Genomic DNA, 25118 nt, shown 5'->3' with positions numbered 1-25118 from the left:
TCGCAGATCAGAGCCCTGTCTCACTTCGGTGAGGCAGGGCTCTTGTTCGTCCTCTGGGGCAGTCGTGTCACATTTCGTCACAGGACTGGTGGATCTTCCTCAGCCGGCGAGCAGCTCTCCGAGCTTTTCCGAACCCGCCTTGAGGCTCTGCGGGTCGGGACGGACGTAGACCCGCTTGGTGAAGGACGGGTCGCTGTGCCCCGCCCAGGCGGAGACGACAGTGTCAGGCACCCCGTTGTTGGCCACCCACGAGAGACACGCGCGGCGGGCGTCGTAGAGACGCACCTTCCGCACGCCGGCCTGTGCCATCAGGTGGTGCGCCTCGCGACGGAGCTTGTCTGTCTTGAAGGGGCACCCCAGCTCGTCAACCCATCTCCAGCGATGCCATGGAGACTTGGAGCGCAACCACCACGGTGGCCGCTTCTCCCACGAGGCCACCTGAACCTTCCACCCCCAGGCGCCGTGCCCGGTCCGACATCCAGGGCCGCCCGTGGGCCGCTCCCGACAAAAGGCCGTGAGGTAGTCGAATACAAGGCAGCTCTCCAGCACGGCGCGCGCCACTACCAGTGGCGACCAGACTGGCAGGGGCTTGCGGACTATGTCGTGCTCCAGTGCCCGCACGTGGTCGAGAGTCGTATCCCAGGACATGCCCGCTACGTCGAGCAGCATGTTGTGAAGCGATCCTCGCGCCGTTCCGACCGGGTCTGGGGTGGCGTTCACGCCGGCCGCCTCGGCCAGGAGCGGTGGCTCAGGAGAGGGCGCTCCAGCGCCCAGAAAGCACTTCTCGACCATCTCTCGATAAGTCCGCAGCGTCCACGCCGCCTCCTGGTCGAAGCCGCCTTGATCGACACCGCGAACGGGCGGACCTCTACGCCTTCCGGCATCTCGTCACCTTTCATGGCTGGAGCGTACGGACGTTCTCTGACAAGACAGCCATCACCACCCGGTTACCCGTCACCATGCACGCGTCAGGAGGCGAGCTGGCTATGCACCCAATCATCACAAGGTGATCACACCTCGCCACTCCCTGTACGCATTCCGGCAGGCTGACCCGATGCGCATCAAGACCACCACCCTCATCGCGGGCGCCGCCCTCGTGCTCAGCCTCACCGCCTGCGAAGGAGGCAGCAAGACTGGCTCGGACACACCGCGCCCCGCCCGGTCCACCGAGCCAACCGCGGCCGCCACGACCAAGGCCCCCGACGCCGATGCCGAGACGGGCACCCTGCCGGACATGACGGGCAAGGGCCTCCAGTCCGCGCAGGACCAGGCCCAGGCAGCGGGCTTCTACAACCTGCACTCCCACGACGCCCTCGGCCGTGGACGCATGCAGGCCCTTGACCGGAACTGGAAGGTCTGCGGCCAGATCCCGGCGGCAGGCGAGCACCCCACCCATGTCAAGATCGACTTCGCGGCGGTCAAACTCGAAGAGAACTGTCCGAACGGCGACCAGGGCAGCGCCGATCCTCAGGTCAGCGCCATCATGCCCGACTTCACCGGGAAGTCCGTCAAGGTCGCCCGGGAGTCGCTCGACGGTTCCACCAGTCTCACTGTCACCGACGCCTCGCCCCAGGACCGCATGGTCATCGTCGAATCCAACTGGCAAGTCTGCACCCAGGAGCCCGCCGCCGGCACCAAGCTCGAAGGCCAGCCCGTCACCCTTACCGCCGTGAAGTTCGAAGAGAGCTGCTAACCCCATGCGAACGACGACCACCGGCCTCGTTGCCGCCGCAACCCTCGCGCTCGCGCTGACCGCGCGTCTCGGAGAGCTGTTGGCTCAACCCAACCCCACCCAACTGGCCGGGGCGCAGGATACGACGAAAGTCGGGGTTGTCGATCGCGGTGGCCACCAGCTTCTCGGCCAGCCATAGGGGAGTGCGCTCGCGGATCGCGAACGTCAGGTGAATGCTGTGCTCGTGGGCGTCCAGGACGTGTGGGTTGTGAACCCACCGCGCGGAAGCAGGAGGGACTGGCCGGCCTTCAGGTCGACTTCGACATCTGGTCCCGCTGCCTCCCACTACGGGATGTAGTCCTCCTGCCAGACTCTCCAGCTCTCGTTGTACTCCCGCATGGGGCCCTCGACTGGCGGGCGCCAGAGCTGCCACCGCTTCGTACCCGAGATCTGAACGATCACGGCCATCTGCTGGTCCCAGTGGTGACGGAGCCCTTGGTGCCCCGGAGGAGTCAGGAAGGCGTGGACGTGGTTCGAGTGGCCCGTCTCGGTCTGGATGTCTGGTCTCCGCGGTGACCGTCTCGTCGAGCGCCGCCCTACCGCGCACGAACACACGCGGCTCATCCGGCCACGTGAGCATCAGTTCGGTTACACCGTCCCGGCTCTTACACTCCATCGAAAAGTGCCGATGGACAGGGCCTTCGGCTGGGAGGAGGACCCGCTGGGTGAACGGATCGACCCCGGACTTCCGTCCTGACGCCTCGTGCGTCGAGGTGCCAGAACGGGCCGTCGTCCGCTTTCTCGGCGCGGCGCCGCGGTGTCCGGCCGACGGTGGGCGCCGACCGCACCATAGGGGCGACACGGCAGTCGGACCTTGTCCTCGGAGACGTCAGCGAGTGCTGAACAGCCCGCCTTCAACCTGCCGTCCGGGTGAGCACCGCTGCAGTACTACTGAACTTGAACTCGTGATGTCGGTCGACTCGTGGTGGCGGCGTCAGGGTCCGAGACGTCGGCTGTTACCGGCTCGGGTTCAGGACGACGGTTGTAGCCAGCGCCGCGCCGCGGAGAGGTTCACCTCGACGTCATCGCTCCAAGAACAGACCTCCAGCCATGAGAGGTAGCCGCCTTGCGCGAAGACCAAGAGCTCACCAGGGCACTCGCCGGTTTCGGTGAACAGCTGTACGTCGGCAGCCACGACGGTGCCGGGGCCCGTTGGCGCGGGCTCCAACGCGTCGGCGTCAAGGTCGAAGTAGGCAGTGCCGCACCCACACTTGCAGCGGGATTGCACCCTGAGCTGGGGCACCTGCCGTCGGAGGGCGACGTGAATCGGCTCGTCCGGGTTCAGGACGAGGTCAAGCACGTCGGCTACATCCTCGGGCAGACTTTCAGGCATGCCGCCACCGTAGCTGACCAGCAGCTTCGGGCTTCGACCGATTTCGGGTCCGTCGACCCGACGCTCACAGGGCCAGGTCGGTGCCGCCGGCCAGCTGTCAGGCGAACGGCACCGACATCACTCAATCGAGTTCAGTAGCGGGCGAGGGTCCAGTTCGTGAGGCGGTCCACGATGTCGAGAACCGACCTGCGTGCCCCGGCGGAGATGAACGCGAAGACGACGAACGAGGGGATGAGCGCCACGATCACGACCAACGCGGGCAGCAGACGGACCACGATGGTGCAGAGGTCCAGCAGGGCGCGGAGGGTCCGGGTCTGAGACAGGAGGTCGATCAAACGGTCCAGCAAGGTGCACTCCTCGGATACGCGAGCGGGGTCACCTGGTGTCCGACTGAGGGCATATGTCTCCCTCGGACGGTGCCTTGTCAGGGCAACCAAGTGAATGAAGAACCCCGCTGGCCCGCGTTTCACGAGTCAGCGGCAGGTTCGTAACCTGCTGCGCATCCCTGTCTCCCTGCATATCGACCTACGGCGCCGGACAGCAGTCCGGCGGACAGCTGAATTTACTGACCGCCACACTGTCATTCAAGGGTGAAATTTAGTCACTGTCTAGAAACGCTCGAAGGTACTGCCTGAGCTTGGTTGCGTGATGTCGGCCAGTCGTCCGTGATCAGGCCGATTGCGTTCATCCTGCCGGGGATCGAGCCGGTGCGGTCCGTAGATGGGTGACCTGGGCGCGGTTGCGGGCCCGGATAGCCAGGCGCTCCCCGGCCTCGGCGAGCACCGCGGCTCTGGCTTCCTCTCCGGCGTCGAACGCCGCCGGAGAGAAGTGGGCGCTGGCTCTGACGTGCCGTTCCCCCCATTCGTCCTGCCAGAACTCCACCGTCCAGCGTGGCCACAACTCTGGTACCTGGTAAGCCTGTGGCGAGGAGTAGAGGGACCACCAGCCCAGACAGGGGCGTTCCGGGTCGAGATGGATGCCGGCGTTGACGTGCAGGTGGCAGCCTCCGTGCCCGGGGGCGTCTGACAGGCGGTCGAGCCGGGCGGCGCCCTCGCGGACAGGGTGGTCGAAGGCGTCAGAGGCGACGTGGCAGCGGCCGGTGCTGACCGTGATCATCACACCGCCTGGGTCGGACCCGGCCAAGTCCTCGTCGTCGGGGGCGAGGAACGGGGCCAAAGAAGGGTCCGAATCGCGGCAACGGACGTACTCCGGGTCCAGCCCGACGTACTCACGCAGTTCGGCCCAGCCCTCGTACAGCCAGCGGACCTCCCAGCCCGGCCACGCAGCTCGGATCAGCTCGAACATGGCCGCGCGGTGGCGGAGCTCAGTGATAGGCCCCTCCCAGGCGAAGAACAGGAGCACCCTCCGGCAGAGGTCGAGCAGTATCCCACCCTGGGCCATGGTGTCGTCTAACCACCAGCCGTCCTGGCGGAGTCCCTCGAAGGAACGGATTCGGGCGGGAGCCCGGGACACCGTCTTCCTGGACGCGGGGGCTCGCAGGCGACCTGCTGGGCGAGGACCAGTTCGCCAATCTCCTGCTGACGGGCGCGGCCTACCAGACCGGTGGGCTACCGATCCCGGCGCACGCCATCGAGGAGGCGATCACCCTCAACGGCATCAGGGTCGAAGCCAACGTCAAGGCGTTCCGCCTCGGCCGGCAAGCCGTTGCCGACCCCGAAGCCTTCGCCGCTCTCCTGCACGGGCGTGCCGCGCCGGCGCGGCCGGGGCGCCGCCTCTCCGCCGCGGCCCGCCGCGTCCTGGCGTCGGCTGGGACCGCCCCCGGGTCGGAGCTCGCCCGGCTCCTGGAAGTCCGCGTTCCGGATCTCATCGCGTACCAGGACGTCGTCTACGCGAGGAGGTACCTGCGCTTCGTCGAACAGGTGGGGCGGCCCGCGTGCGACGCACCGAACGGGCCCTGGTGGCCGAGTGCGAGACCATCATGACCGAGGTCTGCCGAGCCCTCGACGAGGACGTCCACGCTCTGGCTCTAGAGATCGCCTCCCTGCCCGAGATGGTGCGGGGCTACGAGGAGATCAAGATGGCATCGGTCGCGCGGTACCGGGACCGTTCCGAGGAGCTGGTCGACCGCCTGCACTCCCCGGGCCGAGCTCAGGACTGAGCGCCGAACTCACGTCGGCCCGCGCCGGATGGGGCCGCTCTCCGGCGCCTCCGTCTCGCGCCGGCGCGCGGGCGTGAGCGTGCGCTCCGGCTCCCCGCGGGCTTCGCCTCTCCGCGCGCGCCGCCTCACCGCTTCGCGTCAACTCCGCCACCACAGGGTTGAGTTGCACCGTTCTGGCCTATGTTGTAGGGGCCTGCAGCGGTTCAGGTCAGGTCCATGGTTCGTCCAGGAGGTCGGATTGCAGCCACGACGCGTCCACGCCCGCGCCCGAGCGCTGCGCCGCTCCCACGCGCTCATCGCCTTCGGTCTCGGCTCGCTGCTCGTCGGGGTCACCCCCTGGCTCGGCGTCGCGAGCCCGGGGCCGGGCGGCCACGGGCCGACCCCTCCGCCGGCGCCCGTGCCCTTCACCCAGCGGACCGCGCAGCAGTCGCCGCACCACGGCGTGGCCCCGGCGAACGCCATGGAGCCGATGGCTCCGGTGCTCGACCGGACCGGCTGGACGGCCACGGCGAGCGACGAGGAGACCGCCAAGGAGAACGGGCGCGCGGCCAACGTCCTCGACGGCGACCCGGCCACCCTCTGGCACAGCAGGTGGTCCGGGACCCCGGCCCCGCTGCCGCACACCGTCACCCTCGACATGCACCGCACGACGGTGGTCTCGGCGCTCGTCTACCAGCCCCGCACCGACGGCAAGGCCAACGGGCGCGTCGGTGAGTACAGCATCAGCGTGAGCACCGACGGCCGGGCCTGGGGCAGCCCGGTCGCCACCGGCACCCTCGCGGACGACGCCGGCGCCAAGACCCTCGGATTCGCCCCGCAGGGCGCGCGGTTCGTCCGGCTCACCGCCGTGACCGAGGCCGGCAGACGCGGCCCGTGGACCTCCGCCGCCGAACTCAACCTGCTCGGCGACCCCGGAACCCCGGCGGCCACCGTCGACCTGCCCCGGACCGGCTGGACGGCCACCGCGGGCGACGAGGAGACCGCCAAGGAGAACGGCCGCGCCGCCAACGTCCTCGACGGCGACGCCGCCACCCTCTGGCACAGCCGATGGTCCGGGACCCCGGCTCCGCCGCCGCACACCCTCACCATCGACACGCACCGCACGACGGCCGTCTCCGCCCTCGTCTACCAGCCCCGCAAGGACAGCCCCAACGGGCGCGCGGGCACGTACACCGTCACCACCAGCACCGACGGCACGACCTTCGGCGCACCGGTCTCCTCCGGCACCTGGCGCGACGACGACACCGTCAAGACCGCCACGTTCACCCGTACCGCCAACGCCCGCTACGTCCGCCTCACCGTGACCCGCGAGGCCGGGAACCGCGGGCCCTGGGCCTCCGCCGCCGAGATCCGCCTGAGCGGACCGGCCAACCCGGCCGCCCACGGCTCCTGGAGCCGGATCACCGGCTTCCCCCTGGTGCCGGTGGCCACCGCCGTCCTGCCCGGCGACAAACTCCTCGCCTGGTCGGCGTACGCGATCGACCGCTTCGGCGGCAGCAACGGCTACACCCAGACCGCGATCCTGGACCTGAAGACCGGCAAGGTCACCCAGCGCCGCATCGACAACACCGGCCACGACATGTTCTGCCCGGGCATAGCGATGCTCGCCGACGGCCGGGTCCTGGTCACCGGCGGCAGCAACGCCGAGAAGGCCAGCATCTACGACCCGGCCACCGACACCTGGTCCGCGACCACCCGCATGAACATCGCCCGCGGCTACCAGGCCATGACCCTGCTCTCCACCGGCGAGGCCTTCGTCCTCGGCGGATCCTGGAGCGGAACCGCCGGCGACAAGGCCGGCGAGGTCTGGTCCCCCTCCACCCGCACCTGGCGCAAGCTGCCCGGCGTCTCCGCCGTCCCGGCGATGACCGCTGACCCCGCCGGCGCCTACCGCGCCGACAACCACATGTGGCTGTACGCCACCTCGGGCGGCAAGGTCCTCCAGCTCGGCCCGAGCAAGCGGATGAACTGGATCACGACCTCAGGGAACGGGACCCTCACCTCCGCCGGCACCCGGGCCGACAGTCCGGACGCCATGACCGGCAACGCCGTCGCGTACGACATCGGCAAGCTGCTCACCCTGGGTGGCTCGCCCGGGTACCAGAACACGCCCGCCACCCGGCGTGCGTACACCGTGAGCATCGACGGCGCCCAGGTCCGGGCCGCCCGCACGGGCGACATGGACCACGCCCGCGCCTTCGGCAACAGCGTCGTCCTGCCCGACGGCAAGGTCGCCGTGTTCGGCGGGCAGGCGTTCCCCGTGCCGTTCAGCGACGCCACCTCCGTGCTGACCCCCGAGCTGTGGGACCCGGCGACCGGACGCTTCACCCCGCTCGCCACCATGGCCATCCCGCGCAACTACCACAGCGTGGCCAACCTGCTGCCCGACGGGCGGGTCTTCTCCGGCGGCGGCGGCCTGTGCGGCGACTGCGCCACCAACCACGCCGACGGCGCCGTGTTCACACCGCCGTACCTGCTCAACGCGGACGGTTCGCCCAAGCCGCGTCCCGTCATCACCGGCGGCGTGCCGCCCCGGACCGCCGCCGGCAGCTCGCTCACCGTCACCACCGGGGGGCCGGTGGCCTCCTTCGTCCTGGTACGGGCCGCCGCCGCCACCCACTCCACCGACAACGACCAGCGGCGCGTCCCGCTGGCCTCCACGGCCACCGGAACCGGCACGTACAAGGTGTCCGTCCCCGCCGACAAGGGCGTGGTCCTGCCCGGTACCTACATGCTCTTCGCCCTGGACGGCCACGGGGTGCCGAGCATCGCCCGGTTCATCACCGTCTCCTGACGGTACGGCGACGGCGTACGGCGGCCGCGTACGGCGGCGGCGTCCACCCCCGGGCCGGGTTCACCCCGCCGGGGCCGGGCGCCGCCCCGTCAGAGCTCCTTCTCAAGCAGCGTGAAGGACTTCGGCGCCCCGCCGGGCTGCGGCTTGCCCTCCTTGTGGCCCACGACGCGGTAACCGGACCGCTGGTAGTAGGCGTTGAGCGGTGCGTTGCCGGCCAGGCAGTCGAGGCGTACATGGCTCCGCCCGGCCTCCCATACCCGGGCCTCCGCGGCCTCCAGGAGGAGGCGCCCCGTTCCCGGCGCCGCGGTGGCGCGGTCGACCATGAGCCGGTGCACGTACCCCGCCACGGGCGGCTGCGGTCCCCAGGCGTCCTCGTCCGCCCACCACAGTTCCCAGGCGCCGACGACGCGCCCCGCGTCCTCCGCGAGCCACACCTCGTCGCGGTCGATGATCCGTCGGAAGTGCTCCTCGTCGAGCTCCCCGGGCCGCCACTGCCCGGGGACGGCCGTGCTCGCCATCCAGCGGGCCGCGTCGTCGCGCAGGCGGACGAGGGTGGTCAGGTCGGCCTCGGTGGCCGGGCGTATGCGCAGATCACTCACGCGGGGATCCTCGCACGCCCAGGTCACATGGCCGGGCGGGTCTGCCGGCGCAGGGTCGCGGGGGTGCGGCCGGTCCAGCGGTGGACCGCGCGGCGCAGGGCGCGGGCGTCGGCGTAGCCGTTGCGTCCGGCGATCACGTCGAGCGGCAGGTCCGTGGTGCGGAGCAGCCGTGTGACGTCCGTACGGCGTACCGCCTCGATCTCGGCCGTCCACGTCGTGCCGTGCGCGTGGAGACGCCGCTGAAGGGTGCGGGGGCTGAGGGCCAGGCGCGTCGCCGTCGCGGGCAGCGTCGCCTCGTCGGCGCGGGCCGCCTCCGCGAGGGCGACGCGGAACAGGTCGAGCCAGTCGTGCAGGGGGATCGAGTCGGCCATGACCCGCTCGGCGTGGCTGCGCAGCACGTCCGACAGGCCCGGCTGGACGTGCGGGGTGCTTCCCCGCAGGTCGTGGACGGGGAAGACGATCGAGCTGACCGGGCACTCGAACTCGACGTTCCGGGTGCCGTAGAGGTCGAAGAGGGGCCCGCGGTGCCGAGGCGCCGGCGTGGCCAGCCTGACGCGCAGGGGAAGGAGCTCCTGCCGCAGGGCGGCGCAGAGGCGCTGCCGGAGCAGGCCCAGCACGTACGCGCGGATGGCGGAGGCGACCTCGTAGTGCAGGTCGGCGGCGTTCACATGCGTGAGGGTGACCGCGTGCTCGTCCTCGGCGATCAGCAGGGTCTCGGTGCCGATGTCGGCGACGGCGGCGAAGTACTCCGCCGCGTCGTGGAGCCCTTGGAGCGGCGTGGGCGCCGAGGTAATCAGGTAGTCCCACGCGCCGAGCAGACCGAGCGTCGTCTGCTCGGCCATCAGCAGGGCCGTCTCGGTCCAGGGGGCATGGGTGACCATCAGCTCCCAGATGCGCACGTTCGTGGTCGCCGGTGTCCGGTACCGGTCGTCGTGCAGGTGCTCCGGAGCCATGCCCAGCAGCCCGGCGTACTTCTCCGGAGCGATGCCCAGAAGACGCGCGCTCGTGGCGTTGATGCGGGTGAAGGAGGACGGCGTCGTACCGGGGTGAGTGAGCAGGGACACGGGCGGCGAGCCTAGTTCGGGGGAGACACCGGATCATCCCCGGATCCGGTAGTTCGTCACTCCGGTTGGCGCGAGAAGTCCCCCTGCTGGCGCGCTCGGACCTCGGCTTCGTCACACACGGCGATCTAGCGTCGCGTTCGGTGCCGGGGCGGGGGACGACGGGGGCGAGGAGGCGGCGGCCTGTTCGCCGCCCAGTCCGTCGCTCCGGCACATGAGTACACATCCATGGGGAGGGATCGAGCAGTGAACGAACGTATGGACCTGCCGGACAGATGGGGCGGGGGGTCGAGGTGGCTGCGCCGGGGTGCGCTGCCCCGGATCGCGCTGTCCGTGGCCGGCTTGATGGCCTTCGAGGCCGCGGTGGTCGTCGCGACGACCGGGCAGGCGGTGGCGCTCTCGTCGCGGGAGACCGCGGCCGAGAGGCCCGCGTACGCGACGGAGGCGGCGGATCTGCCGTCGGCGCAGGTCGCGGCCCGGTTGTCGGGCAAGCGGGTGGAGGCGCTGTCGGAGCGCACGGAGTCGACGACGACCTGGGCGAATCCCGACGGCACGGTGACGACGGACAGTGCGTCCGGCCCGGTCCGCTTCCGTGACGGGGCGGACGAGCAGTGGCGGGACATCGACGTCGAGCTGGTGAAGCGGGACGGCGTGATCGCGGCCAAGGGCCACCCGCTGGGGCTGCGGCTCGGCGGGAAGACGCCGGCCGCGCAGGCGGCGAAGGTGCGTGCGTCGGGCGCGTCCGGCAAGGCGGGCACGGCGGAGGTTCCGCTGGTGACGCTGGCCGCCGGTGAGGGCCGTGAACTGGGCCTGTCGTGGCGGGGGGTGCTGCCGGAGCCGAAGCTGTCGGGGACGACGGCCCGCTACGAGGACGCGCTGACGGCGACGGACCTGGTCATCGAGTCGACCCGGACGGGCTTCGAGCAGTTCCTGGAGCTGAAGAATCGTTCCGCCGTGGCGGCGAACGGTTCGGTGACCCTCACGCTCAACGCGAAGGGCGTCAAGGCGCGGGCGAACGCGGACCGTTCGGTGACGTTCGTCGACGCGAAGACGGGCAAGCAGGTCGGTCTGCTTCCGGCGCCGGTGATGTGGGACGCGACCGTCGACGCGAAGTCGGGCGAGCACACCCGCCGCGCGGACGTGGGCCTGAAGGTGACCCAGCGCGGCGCCCGGGTGGACCTGACATTGACGCCGGACGCGAAGTTCCTCGCGGACCCGAAGACGCAGTACCCCGTCACCGTCGACCCCGCCGTGAACATCGGCGCCAGCTTCGACACGTTCGTCCAGCAGGGCTACACGACCGACATGTCGGCGTCGACGGAGCTGAAGCTGGGCAACAACGGCGCCGGCCAGATCGCCCGCTCGTTCCTGCACTTCCCGATGGCGGGGATCTCGGGCAAGCAGATCCTGGGCGCCAAGCTCAACCTGTTCAACTCCCACTCCTGGTCCTGCACACCGAACAGCTGGGAGGTGTGGGACACCCCGCACGCCACGACCGCCACACGCTGGACCAACCAGCCCGGCTTCACCACCAAGTGGGCCACCTCGACGGCGACCAAGGGCTTCTCGTCCTCGTGCGCCGACGGCTGGGTGTCGCAGGACATCAAGAATCTCGCCGTCGCCTGGGCGGCGAACGGCAACGGCACCAACTCGATGGGCATCAAGGCGACCAACGAGTCGGACCCGTACTCGTGGAAGCGGTTCAACTCGGGCAACGCGGCTTCGAACACGCCGTACATCTCGGTCACGTACAACACGATCCCGGTCGCCGGGAACCCGATGACCGCGACGCCGGGCCGTACGAACGCGGGCAAGAACTGGGTCACCACGACCACGCCCGACCTGTCCTACGCGGCGAGCGACGCGGAGACGTACTTCCTGCGGCAGAAGTGGGAGGTGTGGGAGGGCACCACCAACCTGGAGGTGTACGACACCGGCACCGGCGACCCGGTCCTGGGCAAGACGGTCTCCCACCAGGTCCCGGCGGGCAAGCTGGTCAACGGCAAGACCTACTGGTACAAGGGCCGCATCTACGACGGCAGCTCCTGGTCGAACTGGACGCCGTCGGTGTACTTCACCGTCGACACCACCAAGCCCGCGGCGAGCGCGGTCGGTTCGACGGACTTCCCGGCGAACACGTGGTCGGGGACCCCGGACGCCAACGGCAGCTTCTCCGGCGCCTTCACCTTCACCCCGCCCGCCACGGATGTGGCGTCGGTGGAGTACAAGCTGGATGCCGGCGCCTGGGCGGCAGCCACGACGACCGGCGCCGCGCTGTCCAAGACGCTGACGTTCCCCGCCGGCAAGCACACGGTGACGGTCCGCACCAAGGACCCCGCCGGCAACGCCTCGACAGAGGCGTCCCACACCTTCTACGCGGGCTCCGGTGCGGCACTGCTGACGCCGGGCCAGGGCGAGCGCCCTGCCCGTCGTGTCGGCCTGTCAGCGGAGGGCCTGACGTCCTACACCGGCGTCACCTACCAGTACCGCCGCGGTGAGACGGACGCCTGGAAGAGCGTCCCAGTCGCCGACGTCCGGCAGGGTTCGAACACGGTTGCCGCCTGGCCGGTCGCGGTGACGAACGGCAAGCCCGCCGGGCTGACATGGAACATCACGGACACTCTCGCGGAGGACGGTCCGATCGAGGTCCGCGCCGCGTTCACCGACGGCACCGCGACCGTGTACTCGCCGGACAACGAGATCACGGTGGACCGCAACGCGGGCACGGCGCCGTCGGAGGAGACGGGTCCGGGTTCGGTCAACCTGCTGACCGGTGACTACAACCTGTCGGCCACGGACACGTCGCTGTTCGGGCTTTCGGTGTCGCGTTCCGCCTCCTCGCGCCGCCCCGACGCGGGGGCCAAGCAGGACGGTCAGGCGGCGATCTTCGGTCCGCAGTGGACCTCCGGCACGACCGCGGAGATCACCGAGTCGGACTGGTCCTACCTGAAGAAGTCGACGGCGACCTCGGTCGCGCTGGTCGATGCCGAGGGCGAGGAGCTGGGCTTCACCGCCACGAGTGGTGGCGGCTGGAAGCCGGAACCGGGCTCCGAGGACCTGACGCTGACCGGCTCGCTGACGGGCTCGTTCACGCTGAAGGACACCGAGGGCACGGTCACCGTCTTCACCAAGCCCGACCCGGCCGCCACCACGTGGCAGGTCGCCTCCAGCACCCTGGACGGCCTCGCGCAGTCCACCACCACGGTGATCTCCGAGGCCGTGACGGTCGGTACCAGCAAGCTGGCCCGTCCGAAGCTGGTCATCGCCCCGACCTCCGCCGCCTCGGCCACGACCTGCACGGCGACGCCGTCCACGAAGGGCTGCCGCGCGCTGGAGTTCGTCTACGCGAACATCACCACCGCGACCGGGAGCGTCCTCGGTGACTTCGCCGGCCAGGTGAAGGAGATCCGGGCCTGGTCCACCGAGCCCGGTGCGACCACGGCGACCTCGAAGACCGTGCAGAAGTACGCGTACGACACCTCCGGCCGCCTGCGGGAAACCTACAACCCGCAGATCAGCCCCGCGCTGACCACCGCCTACAGCTACGACAGCGTCGGTCGCGTCACCGGACTCGCCCCGCCCGGCGAGCTCCCGTGGTCGTTCACGTACGGCAAGGCGGGCAACGCCGCCACCGCCGGTGAAGGCATGCTGACCAAGGCCAGCCGCTTCGCCCTCCAGCAGGGCAGCAAGGACGTCGTGTCCGGTACGGCGGCGACGAGCATCGTCTACGACGTGCCGCTGACCGGGACCAACGCCCCCTACAAGCTGGGCGTCTCGGACGTCGACGCCTGGGGGCAGACCGACGCCCCCACCGACGCGACCGCCGTCTTCCCGGCCGACACCGTCCCCGCGGCGAACTCCGGCGACGGACTGACCGCCGGTGACTACCGCCGTGCGACGATCACGTACACCAACGCCTCCGGGCGCCAGGTGAACACCGTCGACCCCGGCGGCAACATCACCACCACCGAGTACGACCGCTTCGGCAACACGGTCCGTCAGCTGTCCGCCGGCAACCGGGCACTCGCCCTGGGCGGCACCGCCGCCGACCAGGCGACGCTGACCGACCTCGGCATCATCGGCCTGCCCGCCAAGGACCGCGCCGACCTACTCTCCACCAAGTCCGTGTACGACGCCAAGGGCCTGCGAGAGCTGGAGGAGTTCGGCCCGCTGCGCCGGACCACCCCGAGCGGGGCCGCCGAGTCGGCCGTGGCGCGTTCCTGGACGGTCAACGAATACGACGCCGGCCGCCCGGCCGACGCCAAGGTCGAGAACCAGGTCACCAAGGTCACCACGGGCGCCCAGGTCTACGGCTCAACGGGCATGACCGAGGCCCGTGTCACCCAGACGGTCTACGACTGGGCCAAGGGCCTGCCGACCAAGACGGTCAAGGACCCGGCCGGTCTCGCGATCACCGAGACCACCGAGTACGACGACCAGGGCCGTGTCACCAAGCAGCTCCTGCCCGACGCCACCGGCACCGACGCCGGCACCCGCGTGACCAGCTACTGGTCCGCGACCGGCAACGGCGCCTGCGCCGGACGCCCCGAGTGGGCCGACCAGGTCTGCTCCACCGGCCCGGCCGGCACGATCACCGGCGGCGGTACGTACCCGAACCAGCTGCCGACCATCACCACCGAGTACGACTGGTGGGGCAACCCGGTCAAGGCCACCGAGACCGCCAACGGCGTCACCCGCACCACCACCAACACCTACGACGGCGCCGGCCGCCCGACCAAGACGGTCATGACCGGCGGACTCGGCCAGGCCGTCCCGGAGGGCACCACCGAGTACGACCCGGCCACCGGCCAGGCCGTCAAGACGACCTCCCCGACCGGCGGCACCATCACCAAGGAGTTCGACAAGCTCGGCCGTCAGATCTCCTACACCGACGCCGACGGCGGCGTGACGCGGACCGAGTACGACCTGCTGAACCGGCCGGTCAAGACCACCGACTCGGCCTCGTCCACGGTCACCTCCACCTACGACACGGCTCTCGAGCCGCGTGGTCTGGTCACCTCCACCACGGACTCGGTCGCCGGTACCTTCGCCGCCACCTATGACGCCGACGGCTCCGTCGCCACCGAGAAGCTCCCCGGCGGCTACACCCTCACCGTCGAGGAAGACACCACCGGCGCCACGCTCTCCCGGGTCTACACCCGCGACAGCGACAAGCAGGTCGTCTACTCCGACACGGTCGAGGAATCCGTCCACGGCCAGGTCACCGAACATGCCGGGTGGTCCTCGCAGAAGTACGCCTACGACGCCATCGGCCGCCTGACCGGGGTCGACGACACGGTCGGCGACATCTGCACCAGCCGCACCTACGGCTTCGACAAGCGCACCAACCGCACCGGCCTGACCACCGTCGCCGGCGCCGCGGGTGCCACCTGCCCGACCACCGGAGGCACCACCACCACATCCACCTACGACAGCGCCGACCGGCTCATCGAGACGGGCTCCGTCTACGACGCCTTCGGCCGCACCACCGCGCTGCCGGGCAGCCAGATCGGCTACTACGCCAACGACCTGGTCCGGCAGCAGATCACCGGTACCCAGCGTCAGACGTGGCAGCTCGACGCCAACCAGCGTCTGCACTCCTGGACCGTCGAAGAGAACACCGACGGCACCTGGGCCCAGACCGCGTCCAAGATCAACCACTACGACGGTGACGGCGACAACCCCCGCTGGACGGTCGAGGACACCGCGGACGGCACCCTCACCCGCAACGTCGACTCGGCCTCCGGCGACCTCGCCGCCACCACCAGCGGCAACGGCAACACCGTCCTCCAGCTCACCAACATCCACGGCGACGTCGCCCTCCAGCTCCCGCTGGACACCAACGACGCCCCGCTGGTGCTGGACAACGATGAGTACGGCAACCCGCGCACCGGCCAGCCGGCCGTCCGCTACAACTGGCTCGGCGGCAAGCAGCGCTCCAGCGAGACCCTGACCAGCCTCGTGCTCATGGGCGTCCGCCTCTACAACCCGGTCACCGGGCGCTTCCTCTCGATCGACCCAGTCTACGGCGGCGGCGACAACCGGTACGCCTACCCCGGCGATCCCATCAACCAGTACGACCTCGATGGGAAGTGGTGGAGCTGGAAGAAGACGAAGCGCTGGATCAAGCGACACCGAGTAGGGATCGCGGCCGCCGGGGCCGGGTTCGCGTGTGGCCTGTTTACTGTTGGCATGGCGGCAGCGGGGTGCGCGATCGCAGCTGGAGCTGCTGCGGGAGCCGGCGCGAAGTGGTATTGGAACCGAAAGGCGTCGATTGGCTCTATTGCGCGGGCCGGCGTTTCCGGGGCCACGGGTATCGGCCCCTTCGGTGCCACGTGGGGTGCAATTGCGCGCTACGGTGTAAAGAGGGGGGCCATGCGCTGGCTCTCCTGGCGGTATCCTTCGTCGGGCAGGCATCGGGCAGTGTTTTACCGCCACCGCAAGAAGACTTCCTGGTGGTCGAGTTGGCGTCGATGAGATAGTTTCTACGGGCCCGATTCTCTGAGACTCTCAGGGGGTCGGGCCCTGTCTCGATGAATGAAAGAATGGAGTGTCATGAACGAGCCGCAGAGGAACTCCACTGCGTTTTTCGCCCTTGGGGTTCTTTCCTTCTTCACAGGGATCGGTTTCTGGGTTATGTCTGGGAGAGGGTCTGCAACGGTATCGTTTGCCTGCTCGGCGGCTGTTCTTTGCGTCGCATGGCTGTTCGGTCGGGTTGCCCGGCGTGATGAACGAAAGCGAGAGTCCCTCTGAATAGGGGGGAGCGGCAAGGCGAGTAAAAGCCTGTTTAACCTCATTGTTGTGGGGGAGGCGGGTGCTTCCGGTCACCCCCATCCCATCGGCAGAAGGTCCCTCCGCATCGCGGACGGACCTCTCTGACCACATGCCGGGATCTGTGGGCTGGGCATCGGCGAGGCGCGACCACCCAGCGGTGCCAGCCAAGCCGGTCGTGGCCGATCAGGACATCTTTTAAGGGGTCATGGCCCCGCTTCCGGGGTCGTCGAGGCCGTCCTCGTCTCCACGCGCATCGGCAACCGCCCGCACGACAGCGAGAACGTCGGCGTGGGAGTGACCGGGGCGGAGGAGACGGGCCGCAGCCGCCACCGGGCAGTGAGGGTCGCCAGGGCGATGGTCATCTCCGTCCAGGCGAAGCCCTCGCCGAGGCAGCCGTGTTGGCCGAGGCCGAAGGGGAGGTACGCGTCGGGGGTGACCTCCGTCGTGTGGTCGGGCAGCCAGCGGTCGGGGCGGAAGTGGTCCGGCTGGGGGAAGAGGCGCGGGTCGCGGTGGAGGGAGTACGGGGAGAACAGGATCGTCGTGGCGGACGGGACCGCGTACCCGCCCAGGGTGGTGTCGCGGACGGACGCGCGGGAGAGCAGGTAGCCGGACGGGTACAGGCGCAGGGTCTCCGTGAGGACGCGCCGGGTGTACGGGAGGTGCGGCAGGTCGTCGAAGCCGGCGGCCCGGCCCGCCAGCACCGCGTCCACCTCCGCGTGGAGGCGTTCCTCGGCCTCGGGGTGACGCGCCAGCAGGTACAGGCACCAGGCGAGGGTGCGGGAGGTCGTCTCGGTCCCCGCGGTCAGGAGGGTCATCACCTCGTCGTGGACCTGCCGGTCGGACATCCGCTCGCCGGTCTCGGCGTCGGTCGTCGCGAGCAGCCAGGTCAGCACGTCGTCGGGGGCCTCCGCGTCCAGGCCGCGGCGGTGCGCGATGACGGTGTCCACCAGGGTGTGCAGCGTGCGCGAGCCGTGGGCGAAACGCCGGTTGACGCGGGTGGGCAGCTTCGCCAGGAACGGCAGCGGGTCCGATCCGCGCGCCCCGACCCACGCCATGACGTCGGTCATGGCCTCGACCACGGATGCGGCGTCCTGTTCGGTGATGCCCTGGGTGAAGAGGCTGCGGACCACGATGGAGGAGGCGAGGTTGCCGAACTCCTCGTCCAGTGACAGCACTTGGCCGTCGCGCAGCCCCTCCGTCCAGGTGCGGGTCAGGTCGGTCATGAGCTCCGCGTAGTGGCGTACGCGGGCGTGCCGGAAGGCGGGGCGGATGAGTCGGCGCTGGCGGCGGTGGAAGGCGCCCTCGGACAGCAGCAGGCCCTGGCCGGTGACCTGTTCCATCAGCCGGTACTGGGGACTGGGACCGAAGTCCTCCGCCCGCTGGACCAGGAGTTCGCGCACCAGGTGGTGGTCGGTCGCCATCAGCATCCGCTGCGGCCCCAGGCGGAGGGCGACCAGGCCGGCGTCGAGGCGCTGGACCTCCTCCAGCAGGTCGAGCCTGCGCCGCTGCATCGCCACGGCGTGGCCCAGGAGGGGCAGGCCGCCCGGGGCCTGGCGGGGAATCAGCGGGCGGGTCGGTGCGGGGACGCTCATCGCGCACCGTCCCGCGCGCCCGGGACGGCCGTGGCGCGCACGCCCGGGACGGCCGTGGCGTGCGACAGCGCCAGCAGGACGAAGACGTCCGCCAGGGCCGGCACGTCGTACAGCAGCGGCCTCGGCCCCGCCTGGTCGGGGCGGCTCCGGTAGCCGCCGTCGGGGCGCTGGCGGCCGATCAGGTAGGCGAGCGCCCGTTCGAGCGTGCTCCTGTCGCGGAGGGGCCCGGCGGACGCCAGGGCGATGACGGCGTACGCCGTGCTGATCGGGTCGCTCGGCTCGGCTTCGGCGTGGCCCCAGCCGCCGTCCTTGTGCTGGGTGGCCGCGAGGTGGGTGAGCGACCGCTCGGCCGCGCGTGCCCGTGGCCCGTACTCCTCCCCGTACGCGTCGACGCCGTTCAGCGCCAGCACCGCGCGGAACACCGCGTTCGTCGCGTTGCGGCTCCAACTGCGCTCGAACGTCCCGTCGGGCCGCTGGTTCCGTACGACGTACCGCAGGGCCTCGGCCACCACGTCCCGACGCTCGGGGTTGGGCGCCAGCGCGCTCGCCGCGGCGGCGGTCATCGCGATCTCGGAGCTGGTGCCGCGGGCGAAGGTGGGGAAACCTCCGTCGGGGTTGCGGACGTCGAGCAGATAGCGCTCCGCCTCGGCGATGGCCGCCCGGTGCCGGACGGGTGCCGCGCGGCGGAGGAACTCCAGGACGTAGCAGGTGTCGTCGACGTCGCTCTGCGCGACACCGGAGTGGAAGCCGTAACCGCCGTCCGGATTGCGGCGGAGCGCGAGGGCGTCGGCCATCGGCGCCACGCACGGCGGAGGCGCGGGCAGGAGGGACAGGGCGAGCCCGGCGGCCGCGGTGGTGAAGACGGTCATGCCGTCGATGAACGGCATGCCGCCGTCCGGGCGCAGGCGGCCGGCGACGTGCTTGAGGACGTCGCCGAGAGCCTGGCGATGCCGGGGGGAGTGGCGCAGCGCGAGCAGCGCGAGCAGCTGGGCCAGGTTGTTGCGCTCCCACGCGGGACCGGGTTCGAGGGCGGGCAGCAGCGCGTCCCAGTCCTCGTCGCGTACGACGTCCGGGCGCCCGGTGCCCTGGGCGGCGAGCACCTTCAGCGCCTTCATCTCCATGTGCAGCCAGCTCTGTTGGGGCCGCGCGTCGTACGCATCCCAGGGGACGTCCGGGAACCTGGTCGCGCCGAGCGCGGCGAGCACCGTCCCGAACATCAGCCGCTTGCGGCCGGCGGTGAAGTGGTCGAAGCCGTGGAGTCCGGCGTCGAGCGCCGCGCCCGCGTCGCCGTCCCGGCCGAGGACCGCCCGGGCGACGGCGCGCTGGAAGGGGTCGGGCGGACTGGTGCGCAGCGTCGTGCGCAGGTACGCGGTGAGGCGGGCGGCCGCGTCCTCCTCGGCCCGCTCCGCCGTCAACAGGGCGAGGGCGAGGGCGGATTCCAGGACCCGGCTCTCGCACGGGGCGGGCAGCAGACCCTCGGGGCCGACCCCGGCGGCGACCTTGCGTGCCAGCAGGGTCCGGCAGCGGAGGGCTGCGGGGGTGACTTCCGCGGGCCTGGTGGCCGTGGGCGTCGGTGTTGCGGTCACGGTGTCCTTCTCACGTCGGACGGGTGGTGGGGGGAGGGAGGTGCCTGGTGTCAGGGGGTGCCAACGGGATTCCCCGGGCCAGCAGTTGGGCCAGGACCCGGCGGCCCTCGGGGACGAACGGTGTCGGCGGGTGGTCGAGGAGGTCGGCCGGTGGGGCGAAGAAGTGCTCCGCGATCTCGCGCGCGTCGACGCTCGGGGGCGCCTGGATCTCCGCCACGTGCACGGCAAGCCAGCAGCGTCCGGCGGGGGACGGACGCGGCTGGTGGAGCACCAGGCGTGGGGTGGCCAGGACGCCCAGTTCCTCGTGGAGTTCGCGGGCTGCGGCGTCCGCGTAGGCCTCGCCTGCCCGGGGGCAGCCGCCGATCAGGATGTCGTGGTGGTCCGGGTAGACCGCGGCCCAGGGTGGTCGGCGGTAGACCAGGAGGCGGCCGGCGGAGTCCGTGCAGACGGTCGCGGCCACCCGGTAGTACAGGCCTCGGGCCGCGGCCCCGCCGCGTGGTCCGCGCGTCACGGGACGGTCGTCCGCGTCGACGTAGTCCACGGTTTCGTGCGCCGTCACGCCGCCCCTCCAGTGCCGGTGATCGCTATGCCGGCGAACACTACCGTATGTGATCAAGTGCGTTCGCACGGTAATATCCGCCGGGTTCGAACCGCGGTGCCGCGTGTGCGGCACCCGCCCGCACGATCCAGGAGCGTCATGACCTTCGACGAGCTCAAGAGCACCCTCATCGGCATGGGAATGCCACCGGAGCAGTTGAACCCGGACGCCCTGCGCGACGAGGCGGGCCTCGACTCGCTGTTCGCCGCCGAACTCGCCCTGATCCTGCGGCAGGAGAAGGGCATCCGGATCCCCGAGGAGGAGATCCTCTCCGCGGCGACGCTCGCCGATGTGGCCACGGCCGTGGGGCAGCGCGCGGGAGCGGAGCGGTGACCGACGCCGCCATCACCGGTGTCGGGCTGCTGACACCCGCGGGGGACGGCCGGGCGGAGAGCTGGCGCCGGGTGTGCGCGGGCGAGCCCGCGGCGGCCCTGCACCGGAGCGCGCACGGCACGTTCGTGGTGGGCCGGGTGCCGGAGTTCGACGCCGGGCGGCTGGGCGAGGCCCGCCGCTGGAAGCCCGACCGGGCCGGGCAGTTCGCCCTGCTGGCCGCGCGGGAGGCGCTGGACGACGCGGGCCTCGACCCGGCGGAGTGGGACGGCGACCGGGTCGCCGTCCTCGTCGGCTCAGGAACGGCCGGCGCGGAGACGTACGAGCACTATCGGCCGCTGCTGGACACCGCGCCCGAGGACGTCCCGCCGCTGGCGCTGCCCAGCAGCCTCGCCAACTCGCCCGCCGCGCTGGTGTCGATGGCCTTCGGCGCGCGCGGCACCAGCGCGGTCGTCAACACCGCCTGCGCCTCCGGGGCGACCGCCCTGGCCGTCGCCTGCGACATGCTGGCGCTCGGACGCTGCGACCTCGTCCTCGTCGGCGGCACGGAGGCCGGCCTCACCCCGTACCACCTGCGCGGTTTCGACCGGCTGGGCGCGTTGTCCCGCCGGTACGACGACCCGCTGGGCGCCTCCCGCCCGTTCGACGCGCAGCGGGACGGCTTCCTCATCGCCGAGGGGGCCGGGTTCCTCGTCCTGGAGCGGCCGGAGCACGCCGCCGCCCGGGGGGCCAGGGTGAGGGCGCGGATCGTCGGGCACGGGTCCGCCTCCGACGCCCATCACGCCGTCGCACCCCACCCGCAGGGCACCGGTATCGCCGCCGCCGTCGACGACGCGCTGCGCGACGCGGGGCTCCACCGGCGCGACATCCAGCACGTCAACGCGCACGGCACCAGTACACCCCGCGGTGATGCGATCGAAAGCGCCGCGCTGGCCCGCGCGTTCGCCCATCGGCCCACGGTCACCTCCACCAAGGGGGTCACCGGGCATCTGATGGGGGCGGCCGGCGCGGTGGAGGCCGCGCTGACCACGCTCTCCCTCCAGAAGGGGGTCGTCCCGCCGACCGCCAACCTCACGGTGCCCGGTCCGGGCATCGAGGTCGACGTGTCCGGCGCCCGCCGCACCGCGCGCATCGACGCCGCCCTGTCGCTGTCCGTCGGTTTCGGCGGGCACAACGTGGCCCTCGTCCTCGCCGCCGCGTGACCGCCCGCACCGGCGCGACGAGCGCCCGCATCCCCGCACCGCGCGGCGGAGTTCCCGCGCTGCCCCGGGTCGCGCTGACCGAACGGGACCGCATCACCCTCGAACTGGCCGACCACGGCGGAGACATGATCCTCGGCGCCGTGCTGCGCCTGGACGGGCCGCCGCCCGGGACGAGCGAGCTGGCGGACCACCTGCGCGCGCGGATCCGGGGCGTGCCGGAACTGACGTACCGCCCGTACGGGTTGACGGGCAAGCGCCCGTACTGGGCCCAGGACCCCGACTTCGACATCGCCCGGCACGTGTACGAGGCGGAGCGGCCCGCGGGCCCCGCCGGAGCGGCCGACGCCGCCCTGGCGGCCGTCCTCGACCGGCCGCTCCCCGAGGACCGGCCGCTCTGGGGGGTGTGGCTGGTCCGGTCGCGCGAGCCGGGTGCGGAGGGGTACGCGCTCTGCTACCGCGTCCATCACGCGTTCCAGGACGGCCTCGCCGCGATGGCCGCCGTGGAGGCACTGTTCGGACCGGCGCCGGGGACCGCCCCCGCCCCCCTCGCCGCCGACGACCGCGACGACCCCGAGGCGGCGGCCCCCGGCCCGGGGCGGGTCGTCACCACCCGCCTCGACACCGGCGTCCTGTTCCATGCCGCCCGCGCCACCGGGGTCTCGCTGCACCAGCTGTGCCTCGCCCTGGCGACCGCCACGGCTCGGCAGTGGTCGCCGCTCGCAGGGACCGCGCCGCTCCGGGCCAACCTCGGCATCAGCCTGCGGCCGCCCGCGACACCCGTCCGCCCGATCGGCAACCAGGTCGGCGTCCTGAGCGTCGAACTCCCCGTCGACGAGCCCGACCCGCTCGCGCGGCTGCGGCGGCTGGTCCAGGGAGTGCCGGGGGAGCGGCTGGTCGGCCGTGCGCGCCGGGCGCACCGGCTCCGCGCGCGCTGGCCCGTCCTCGACCGGCTCGCCCTGCGCCGCGCCATCGACCCGCGCACGGCGGCCCTGAGCGTCGCCGACGTCCGGCTGCGGCGCGCCCTGGAGTTCGCCGGAACCCCCGTGCGCCACGTGTACCCGATCCCGGTCCTCGTGCCGGGCCAGCGCCTCTTCATCGCCTGGACGTCGTACCGGGGGCAGCTGCACGTCAGTTTCCGCACCGACCGGCCGACGCCGGAGCTCGACCTGCTGCCGCGGCTGTGGCGGTCCGCCGTCGACGACCTGCGGCGCGCCCTCGACAGCTGACCCGCGGGGCGCCCGCGGGCCCGCCGCACCAGGAAACCAGTAAGGAAGCCATGCCCCCCTCCGCGCCCGTGTCCACCGACGTGCCCGACGCCCCCGTTCCCGTTCCTGTTTCCGGCCCCACCTCGCAGCCGACCCCGGTCCCGACCCCACCCCCGTCCTCCTCGGGTGGTGTCGTCGAGCTCCTCCGGGAGGCCGCGCAGGCCGGGCCGCTGACCGCGCTCCGCATCGGCGAGCGTCCGTTCGTCCTGGCGACGGGCCCCGACCAGACGCAGGAGATGCTGGCCAAGCGCCCGGAGGTCTACGTCAAGCACGGGCACCGCGCCCGCCCCCTTCTGGGTGATGGCCTCATCTCCGCCTCGGGTGGCGCCTGGAAGCGCCAGCGCAAGCTGCTGCAGGCCCAGTTCACCGTCGCCGGGACCCGGCGCTGGGCCCACCACATCACGGGGGCCGCCGAGCGGATCGCGGTCCGCTGGGACGCGGCCGCCGGTGCCGGCGCGCAGGTCGACATCGGCCGGGACATGCGTTTCTTCGCGCTCGACACCATCTGGCGCACCCTCACCGGCACCGCCCTCGACGAGGCGACGGAGCGCGAACTGGAGGCCGTCGACACCGTCGTCGCCTCCCTGCCCACGCTCGCCGGAGCCCGGCCCGACCCCGCGCTCGCCGTCGACGAGGCACTGGCGCAGATCGACACCACCGCCCACCGCGTCATCGGCCTGGCCCGCGCCCGGCGGGCCGACGCGAAGCCCGACGGCCCGCCCCACCTGCTCGACCTGCTCCTGGACACCGCCGAGACCCAGCCCGAGTACACCGACGGGCTCATCCGCGACGAACTCGTCACGCTGCTCGTCGCCGGACACGAGACGACCGCCCAGACCCTGTGCTGGCTCTTCGTCCTCCTCGACCGGCACCCCGACGTCCACGACCGGTTCCTCACCGCGTACGCGGCGGCCGACGGGCCCGCCGCCCGCGACGCCCTGCTGGGCGCCCTCGTCCAGGAGACGCTCCGGCTCTACCCCGCCGTCTGGCTCGTCCCCCGGCACGCGGCCCGCGACGACGTCCTCGACGGCCTGCCGATCGGCGCCGGCACCAGCGTCCTGGCCTGCCCGTACCTCACCCACCGCATCCCGGAGCTCTGGCCCGACCCGGAGCGCTTCGAGCCCGCGCGCTTCCTCCCGGGCGGGCACCGCCCCCACCACCCGGCCGCGTTCCAGCCGTTCGGGATCGGGGCGCGCGCCTGCCTCGGGCAACACTTCGCGCTCCAGGAGATGCTCACCCTGCTGCGCCTCCTGCTCCCCGCCCACCGGCCGTCGCTCACCACCCCGCCCCGCAGCGCCGTCTTCGGCGCCAACCTGCGTCCCGACGGGTCCGTACGGGGGACCCTCACCGCGGCCCGGGCGTAGGGCCCGTACTCCTCACGGAGCACCCTCCCTCGGTCGCGCGGCGGAACCGATTCGGTCCCCCGGGCGATCCGGCGGCCCCTTCCTCCGCGCGATCGTCGGGTCGTACGGGCCGACCGGGCCCGTCACGACGGAGGGAACCCCCGATGCGCCCGCCCGCGCCCACCCGAGAAGCCCGTTCCGGAAGGTTCCGCGCCGCGTGGCGGGCGGCGCACGAGCCCGTCGCGGGGGTGTCCCGGCGCACCCGGCTGGCCGCGTACGGGGTGGTGCTCGCGGTCCTGCCGTCGAGCCTGTGGCGGCTGCCCGCCGCCTTCGACCGGGACATCGGGGCCGGTGAACGCGTGTACGTCGTCTTCCTGTCGGTCCTGTCGGAGGCGCTGGCCTTCACCGCGTTCGGCCTGATCGCGCGCTGGGGCGAGGTGTTCCCCCGCTGGATCCCGGTCCTGCGCGGGCTGCGGGTCCCGACGGGCGCGGCCGTCGTCCCGGCCGCGGTCGGCGCGGCTCTCCTCACCTTCATGTGGACGCTGCTGACCCCCGTCACCCAGGTCCTGGGGACGACCATCCGGGGCGACGCCCTGCCCGGGGACTTCCCGAGCGAGGCCGGTGGCTGGGAGGCGGCCTCCTTCTATGTCTGCTACTCGCCACTGGTTCTGTGGGGACCCCTGCTGGCCGTGTTGACGGTGGCGTACGCGCGGCGCCGACGTGCGGCGGAAAAGGCGCCCGCGAGCGGCTGATGTCCTGTCAAGTCCTTTTCCGTGCGCGGGAAAAACCC

At 71.7% G+C, this 25118-nt stretch carries 20 protein-coding genes; 10 read left to right on the top strand and 10 right to left on the bottom strand.

Annotated elements, in window-relative coordinates; translation table 11 throughout:
* Positions 1–99: 99 nt before the first annotated feature.
* Positions 100–648, bottom strand: a complete 549-nt coding sequence (locus ACZ3ZE_RS09025; protein ID WP_467258557.1) for a tyrosine-type recombinase/integrase — start codon at positions 646–648, stop codon at positions 100–102.
* Between the two features lie 406 nt (positions 649–1054).
* Here ACZ3ZE_RS09025 and ACZ3ZE_RS09020 point away from each other — a divergent pair, with 406 nt between their 5' ends.
* Together ACZ3ZE_RS09020 and ACZ3ZE_RS09015 are read left to right on the top strand one after the other, a co-directional pair.
* Entirely contained in the window at positions 1055–1693 is a 639-nt protein-coding gene (locus ACZ3ZE_RS09020) for a PASTA domain-containing protein (RefSeq protein ID WP_467258153.1), read from the top strand.
* Positions 1694–1697: 4 nt separating this feature from the next.
* Positions 1698–1871 carry a hypothetical protein gene (locus ACZ3ZE_RS09015; RefSeq protein WP_467258151.1) on the top strand — a complete coding sequence of 58 codons (174 nt, stop codon included), beginning with the start codon at positions 1698–1700 and terminating at the stop codon, positions 1869–1871.
* 146 nt (positions 1872–2017) lie between these two features.
* On the opposite strand, the gene ACZ3ZE_RS09010 is transcribed toward ACZ3ZE_RS09015, so the two are convergent.
* From ACZ3ZE_RS09010 to ACZ3ZE_RS08995, 4 genes are all read right to left on the bottom strand, one after another.
* Positions 2018–2296 carry a JmjC domain-containing protein gene (locus ACZ3ZE_RS09010; protein ID WP_467258148.1) on the bottom strand — a complete coding sequence of 93 codons (279 nt, stop codon included), beginning with the start codon at positions 2294–2296 and terminating at the stop codon, positions 2018–2020.
* 406 nt (positions 2297–2702) lie between these two features.
* Positions 2703–3065 carry a hypothetical protein gene (locus tag ACZ3ZE_RS09005; RefSeq protein WP_361178425.1) on the bottom strand — a complete coding sequence of 121 codons (363 nt, stop codon included), beginning with the start codon at positions 3063–3065 and terminating at the stop codon, positions 2703–2705.
* 131 nt (positions 3066–3196) lie between these two features.
* Positions 3197–3412: a hypothetical protein gene (locus tag ACZ3ZE_RS09000; protein WP_361178422.1), complete on the bottom strand. Its 216-nt coding sequence runs from the start codon at positions 3410–3412 to the stop codon at positions 3197–3199.
* A 337-nt stretch (positions 3413–3749) separates the two neighbouring features.
* Positions 3750–4370, bottom strand: coding sequence for a hypothetical protein (locus ACZ3ZE_RS08995; protein WP_467258145.1), 621 nt, complete (start codon positions 4368–4370; stop codon positions 3750–3752).
* 589 nt (positions 4371–4959) lie between these two features.
* Here ACZ3ZE_RS08995 and ACZ3ZE_RS08990 point away from each other — a divergent pair.
* Positions 4960–5184 (top strand): DUF6537 domain-containing protein, encoded by a 225-nt coding sequence (locus ACZ3ZE_RS08990; protein ID WP_467258142.1) that lies wholly within the window; start codon positions 4960–4962, stop codon positions 5182–5184.
* A 238-nt stretch (positions 5185–5422) separates the two neighbouring features.
* Positions 5423–7978 carry a discoidin domain-containing protein gene (locus ACZ3ZE_RS08985; protein ID WP_467258139.1) on the top strand — a complete coding sequence of 852 codons (2556 nt, stop codon included), beginning with the start codon at positions 5423–5425 and terminating at the stop codon, positions 7976–7978.
* Between the two features lie 89 nt (positions 7979–8067).
* Here the strand turns inward: ACZ3ZE_RS08985 and ACZ3ZE_RS08980 are convergent, their stop codons facing one another.
* Together ACZ3ZE_RS08980 and ACZ3ZE_RS08975 are read right to left on the bottom strand one after the other, a co-directional pair.
* Positions 8068–8577, bottom strand: a complete 510-nt coding sequence (locus ACZ3ZE_RS08980; protein WP_361178412.1) for a GNAT family N-acetyltransferase — start codon at positions 8575–8577, stop codon at positions 8068–8070.
* Positions 8578–8600: 23 nt separating this feature from the next.
* Entirely contained in the window at positions 8601–9641 is a 1041-nt protein-coding gene (locus ACZ3ZE_RS08975; protein ID WP_467258136.1) for an AraC family transcriptional regulator ligand-binding domain-containing protein, read from the bottom strand.
* A 243-nt stretch (positions 9642–9884) separates the two neighbouring features.
* On the opposite strand from ACZ3ZE_RS08975, the gene ACZ3ZE_RS08970 reads away from it, so the two are divergent.
* Entirely contained in the window at positions 9885–16115 is a 6231-nt protein-coding gene (locus ACZ3ZE_RS08970) for a DNRLRE domain-containing protein (protein WP_467258134.1), read from the top strand.
* Between the two features lie 500 nt (positions 16116–16615).
* On the opposite strand, the gene ACZ3ZE_RS08965 is transcribed toward ACZ3ZE_RS08970, so the two are convergent.
* Genes ACZ3ZE_RS08965 through ACZ3ZE_RS08955 form a run of 3 tightly spaced genes read right to left on the bottom strand, consistent with a single transcriptional unit; the run spans position 16616 to position 20149 of the window.
* Positions 16616–18004 carry a cytochrome P450 gene (locus ACZ3ZE_RS08965; RefSeq protein ID WP_467258131.1) on the bottom strand — a complete coding sequence of 463 codons (1389 nt, stop codon included), beginning with the start codon at positions 18002–18004 and terminating at the stop codon, positions 16616–16618.
* A complete protein-coding gene (locus ACZ3ZE_RS08960; protein WP_467258128.1) occupies positions 18001–19590 on the bottom strand; it encodes a prenyltransferase/squalene oxidase repeat-containing protein in 1590 nt (529 codons plus the stop codon). The genes ACZ3ZE_RS08965 and ACZ3ZE_RS08960 overlap by 4 nt, the downstream gene beginning before the upstream one ends.
* A 10-nt stretch (positions 19591–19600) precedes the next feature.
* A complete protein-coding gene (locus tag ACZ3ZE_RS08955) occupies positions 19601–20149 on the bottom strand; it encodes an NUDIX domain-containing protein (protein WP_361621655.1) in 549 nt (182 codons plus the stop codon).
* Between the two features lie 138 nt (positions 20150–20287).
* Here ACZ3ZE_RS08955 and ACZ3ZE_RS08950 point away from each other — a divergent pair, with 138 nt between their 5' ends.
* From ACZ3ZE_RS08950 to ACZ3ZE_RS08930, 5 genes are all read left to right on the top strand, one after another.
* Positions 20288–20521, top strand: a complete 234-nt coding sequence (locus ACZ3ZE_RS08950; RefSeq protein ID WP_361172916.1) for an acyl carrier protein — start codon at positions 20288–20290, stop codon at positions 20519–20521.
* Positions 20518–21720 (top strand): beta-ketoacyl-[acyl-carrier-protein] synthase family protein, encoded by a 1203-nt coding sequence (locus ACZ3ZE_RS08945; protein WP_361172918.1) that lies wholly within the window; start codon positions 20518–20520, stop codon positions 21718–21720. The genes ACZ3ZE_RS08950 and ACZ3ZE_RS08945 overlap by 4 nt, the downstream gene beginning before the upstream one ends.
* The gene (locus ACZ3ZE_RS08940) at positions 21717–22946 is read left to right on the top strand and encodes a wax ester/triacylglycerol synthase domain-containing protein (RefSeq protein ID WP_363292467.1); all 1230 of its coding nucleotides are present in this window, start codon (positions 21717–21719) and stop codon (positions 22944–22946) included. The genes ACZ3ZE_RS08945 and ACZ3ZE_RS08940 overlap by 4 nt, the downstream gene beginning before the upstream one ends.
* Positions 22947–22996: 50 nt before the next feature.
* Positions 22997–24349: a cytochrome P450 gene (locus ACZ3ZE_RS08935; RefSeq protein WP_467258126.1), complete on the top strand. Its 1353-nt coding sequence runs from the start codon at positions 22997–22999 to the stop codon at positions 24347–24349.
* Positions 24350–24492: 143 nt separating this feature from the next.
* A complete protein-coding gene (locus ACZ3ZE_RS08930; protein ID WP_361172927.1) occupies positions 24493–25080 on the top strand; it encodes a hypothetical protein in 588 nt (195 codons plus the stop codon).
* Positions 25081–25118: the final 38 nt, after the last annotated feature.

The sequence above is a fragment of the Streptomyces sp. NPDC023157 genome (genome assembly GCF_055560575.1).
This window is presented reverse-complemented; position numbering and strand designations above follow the sequence as displayed.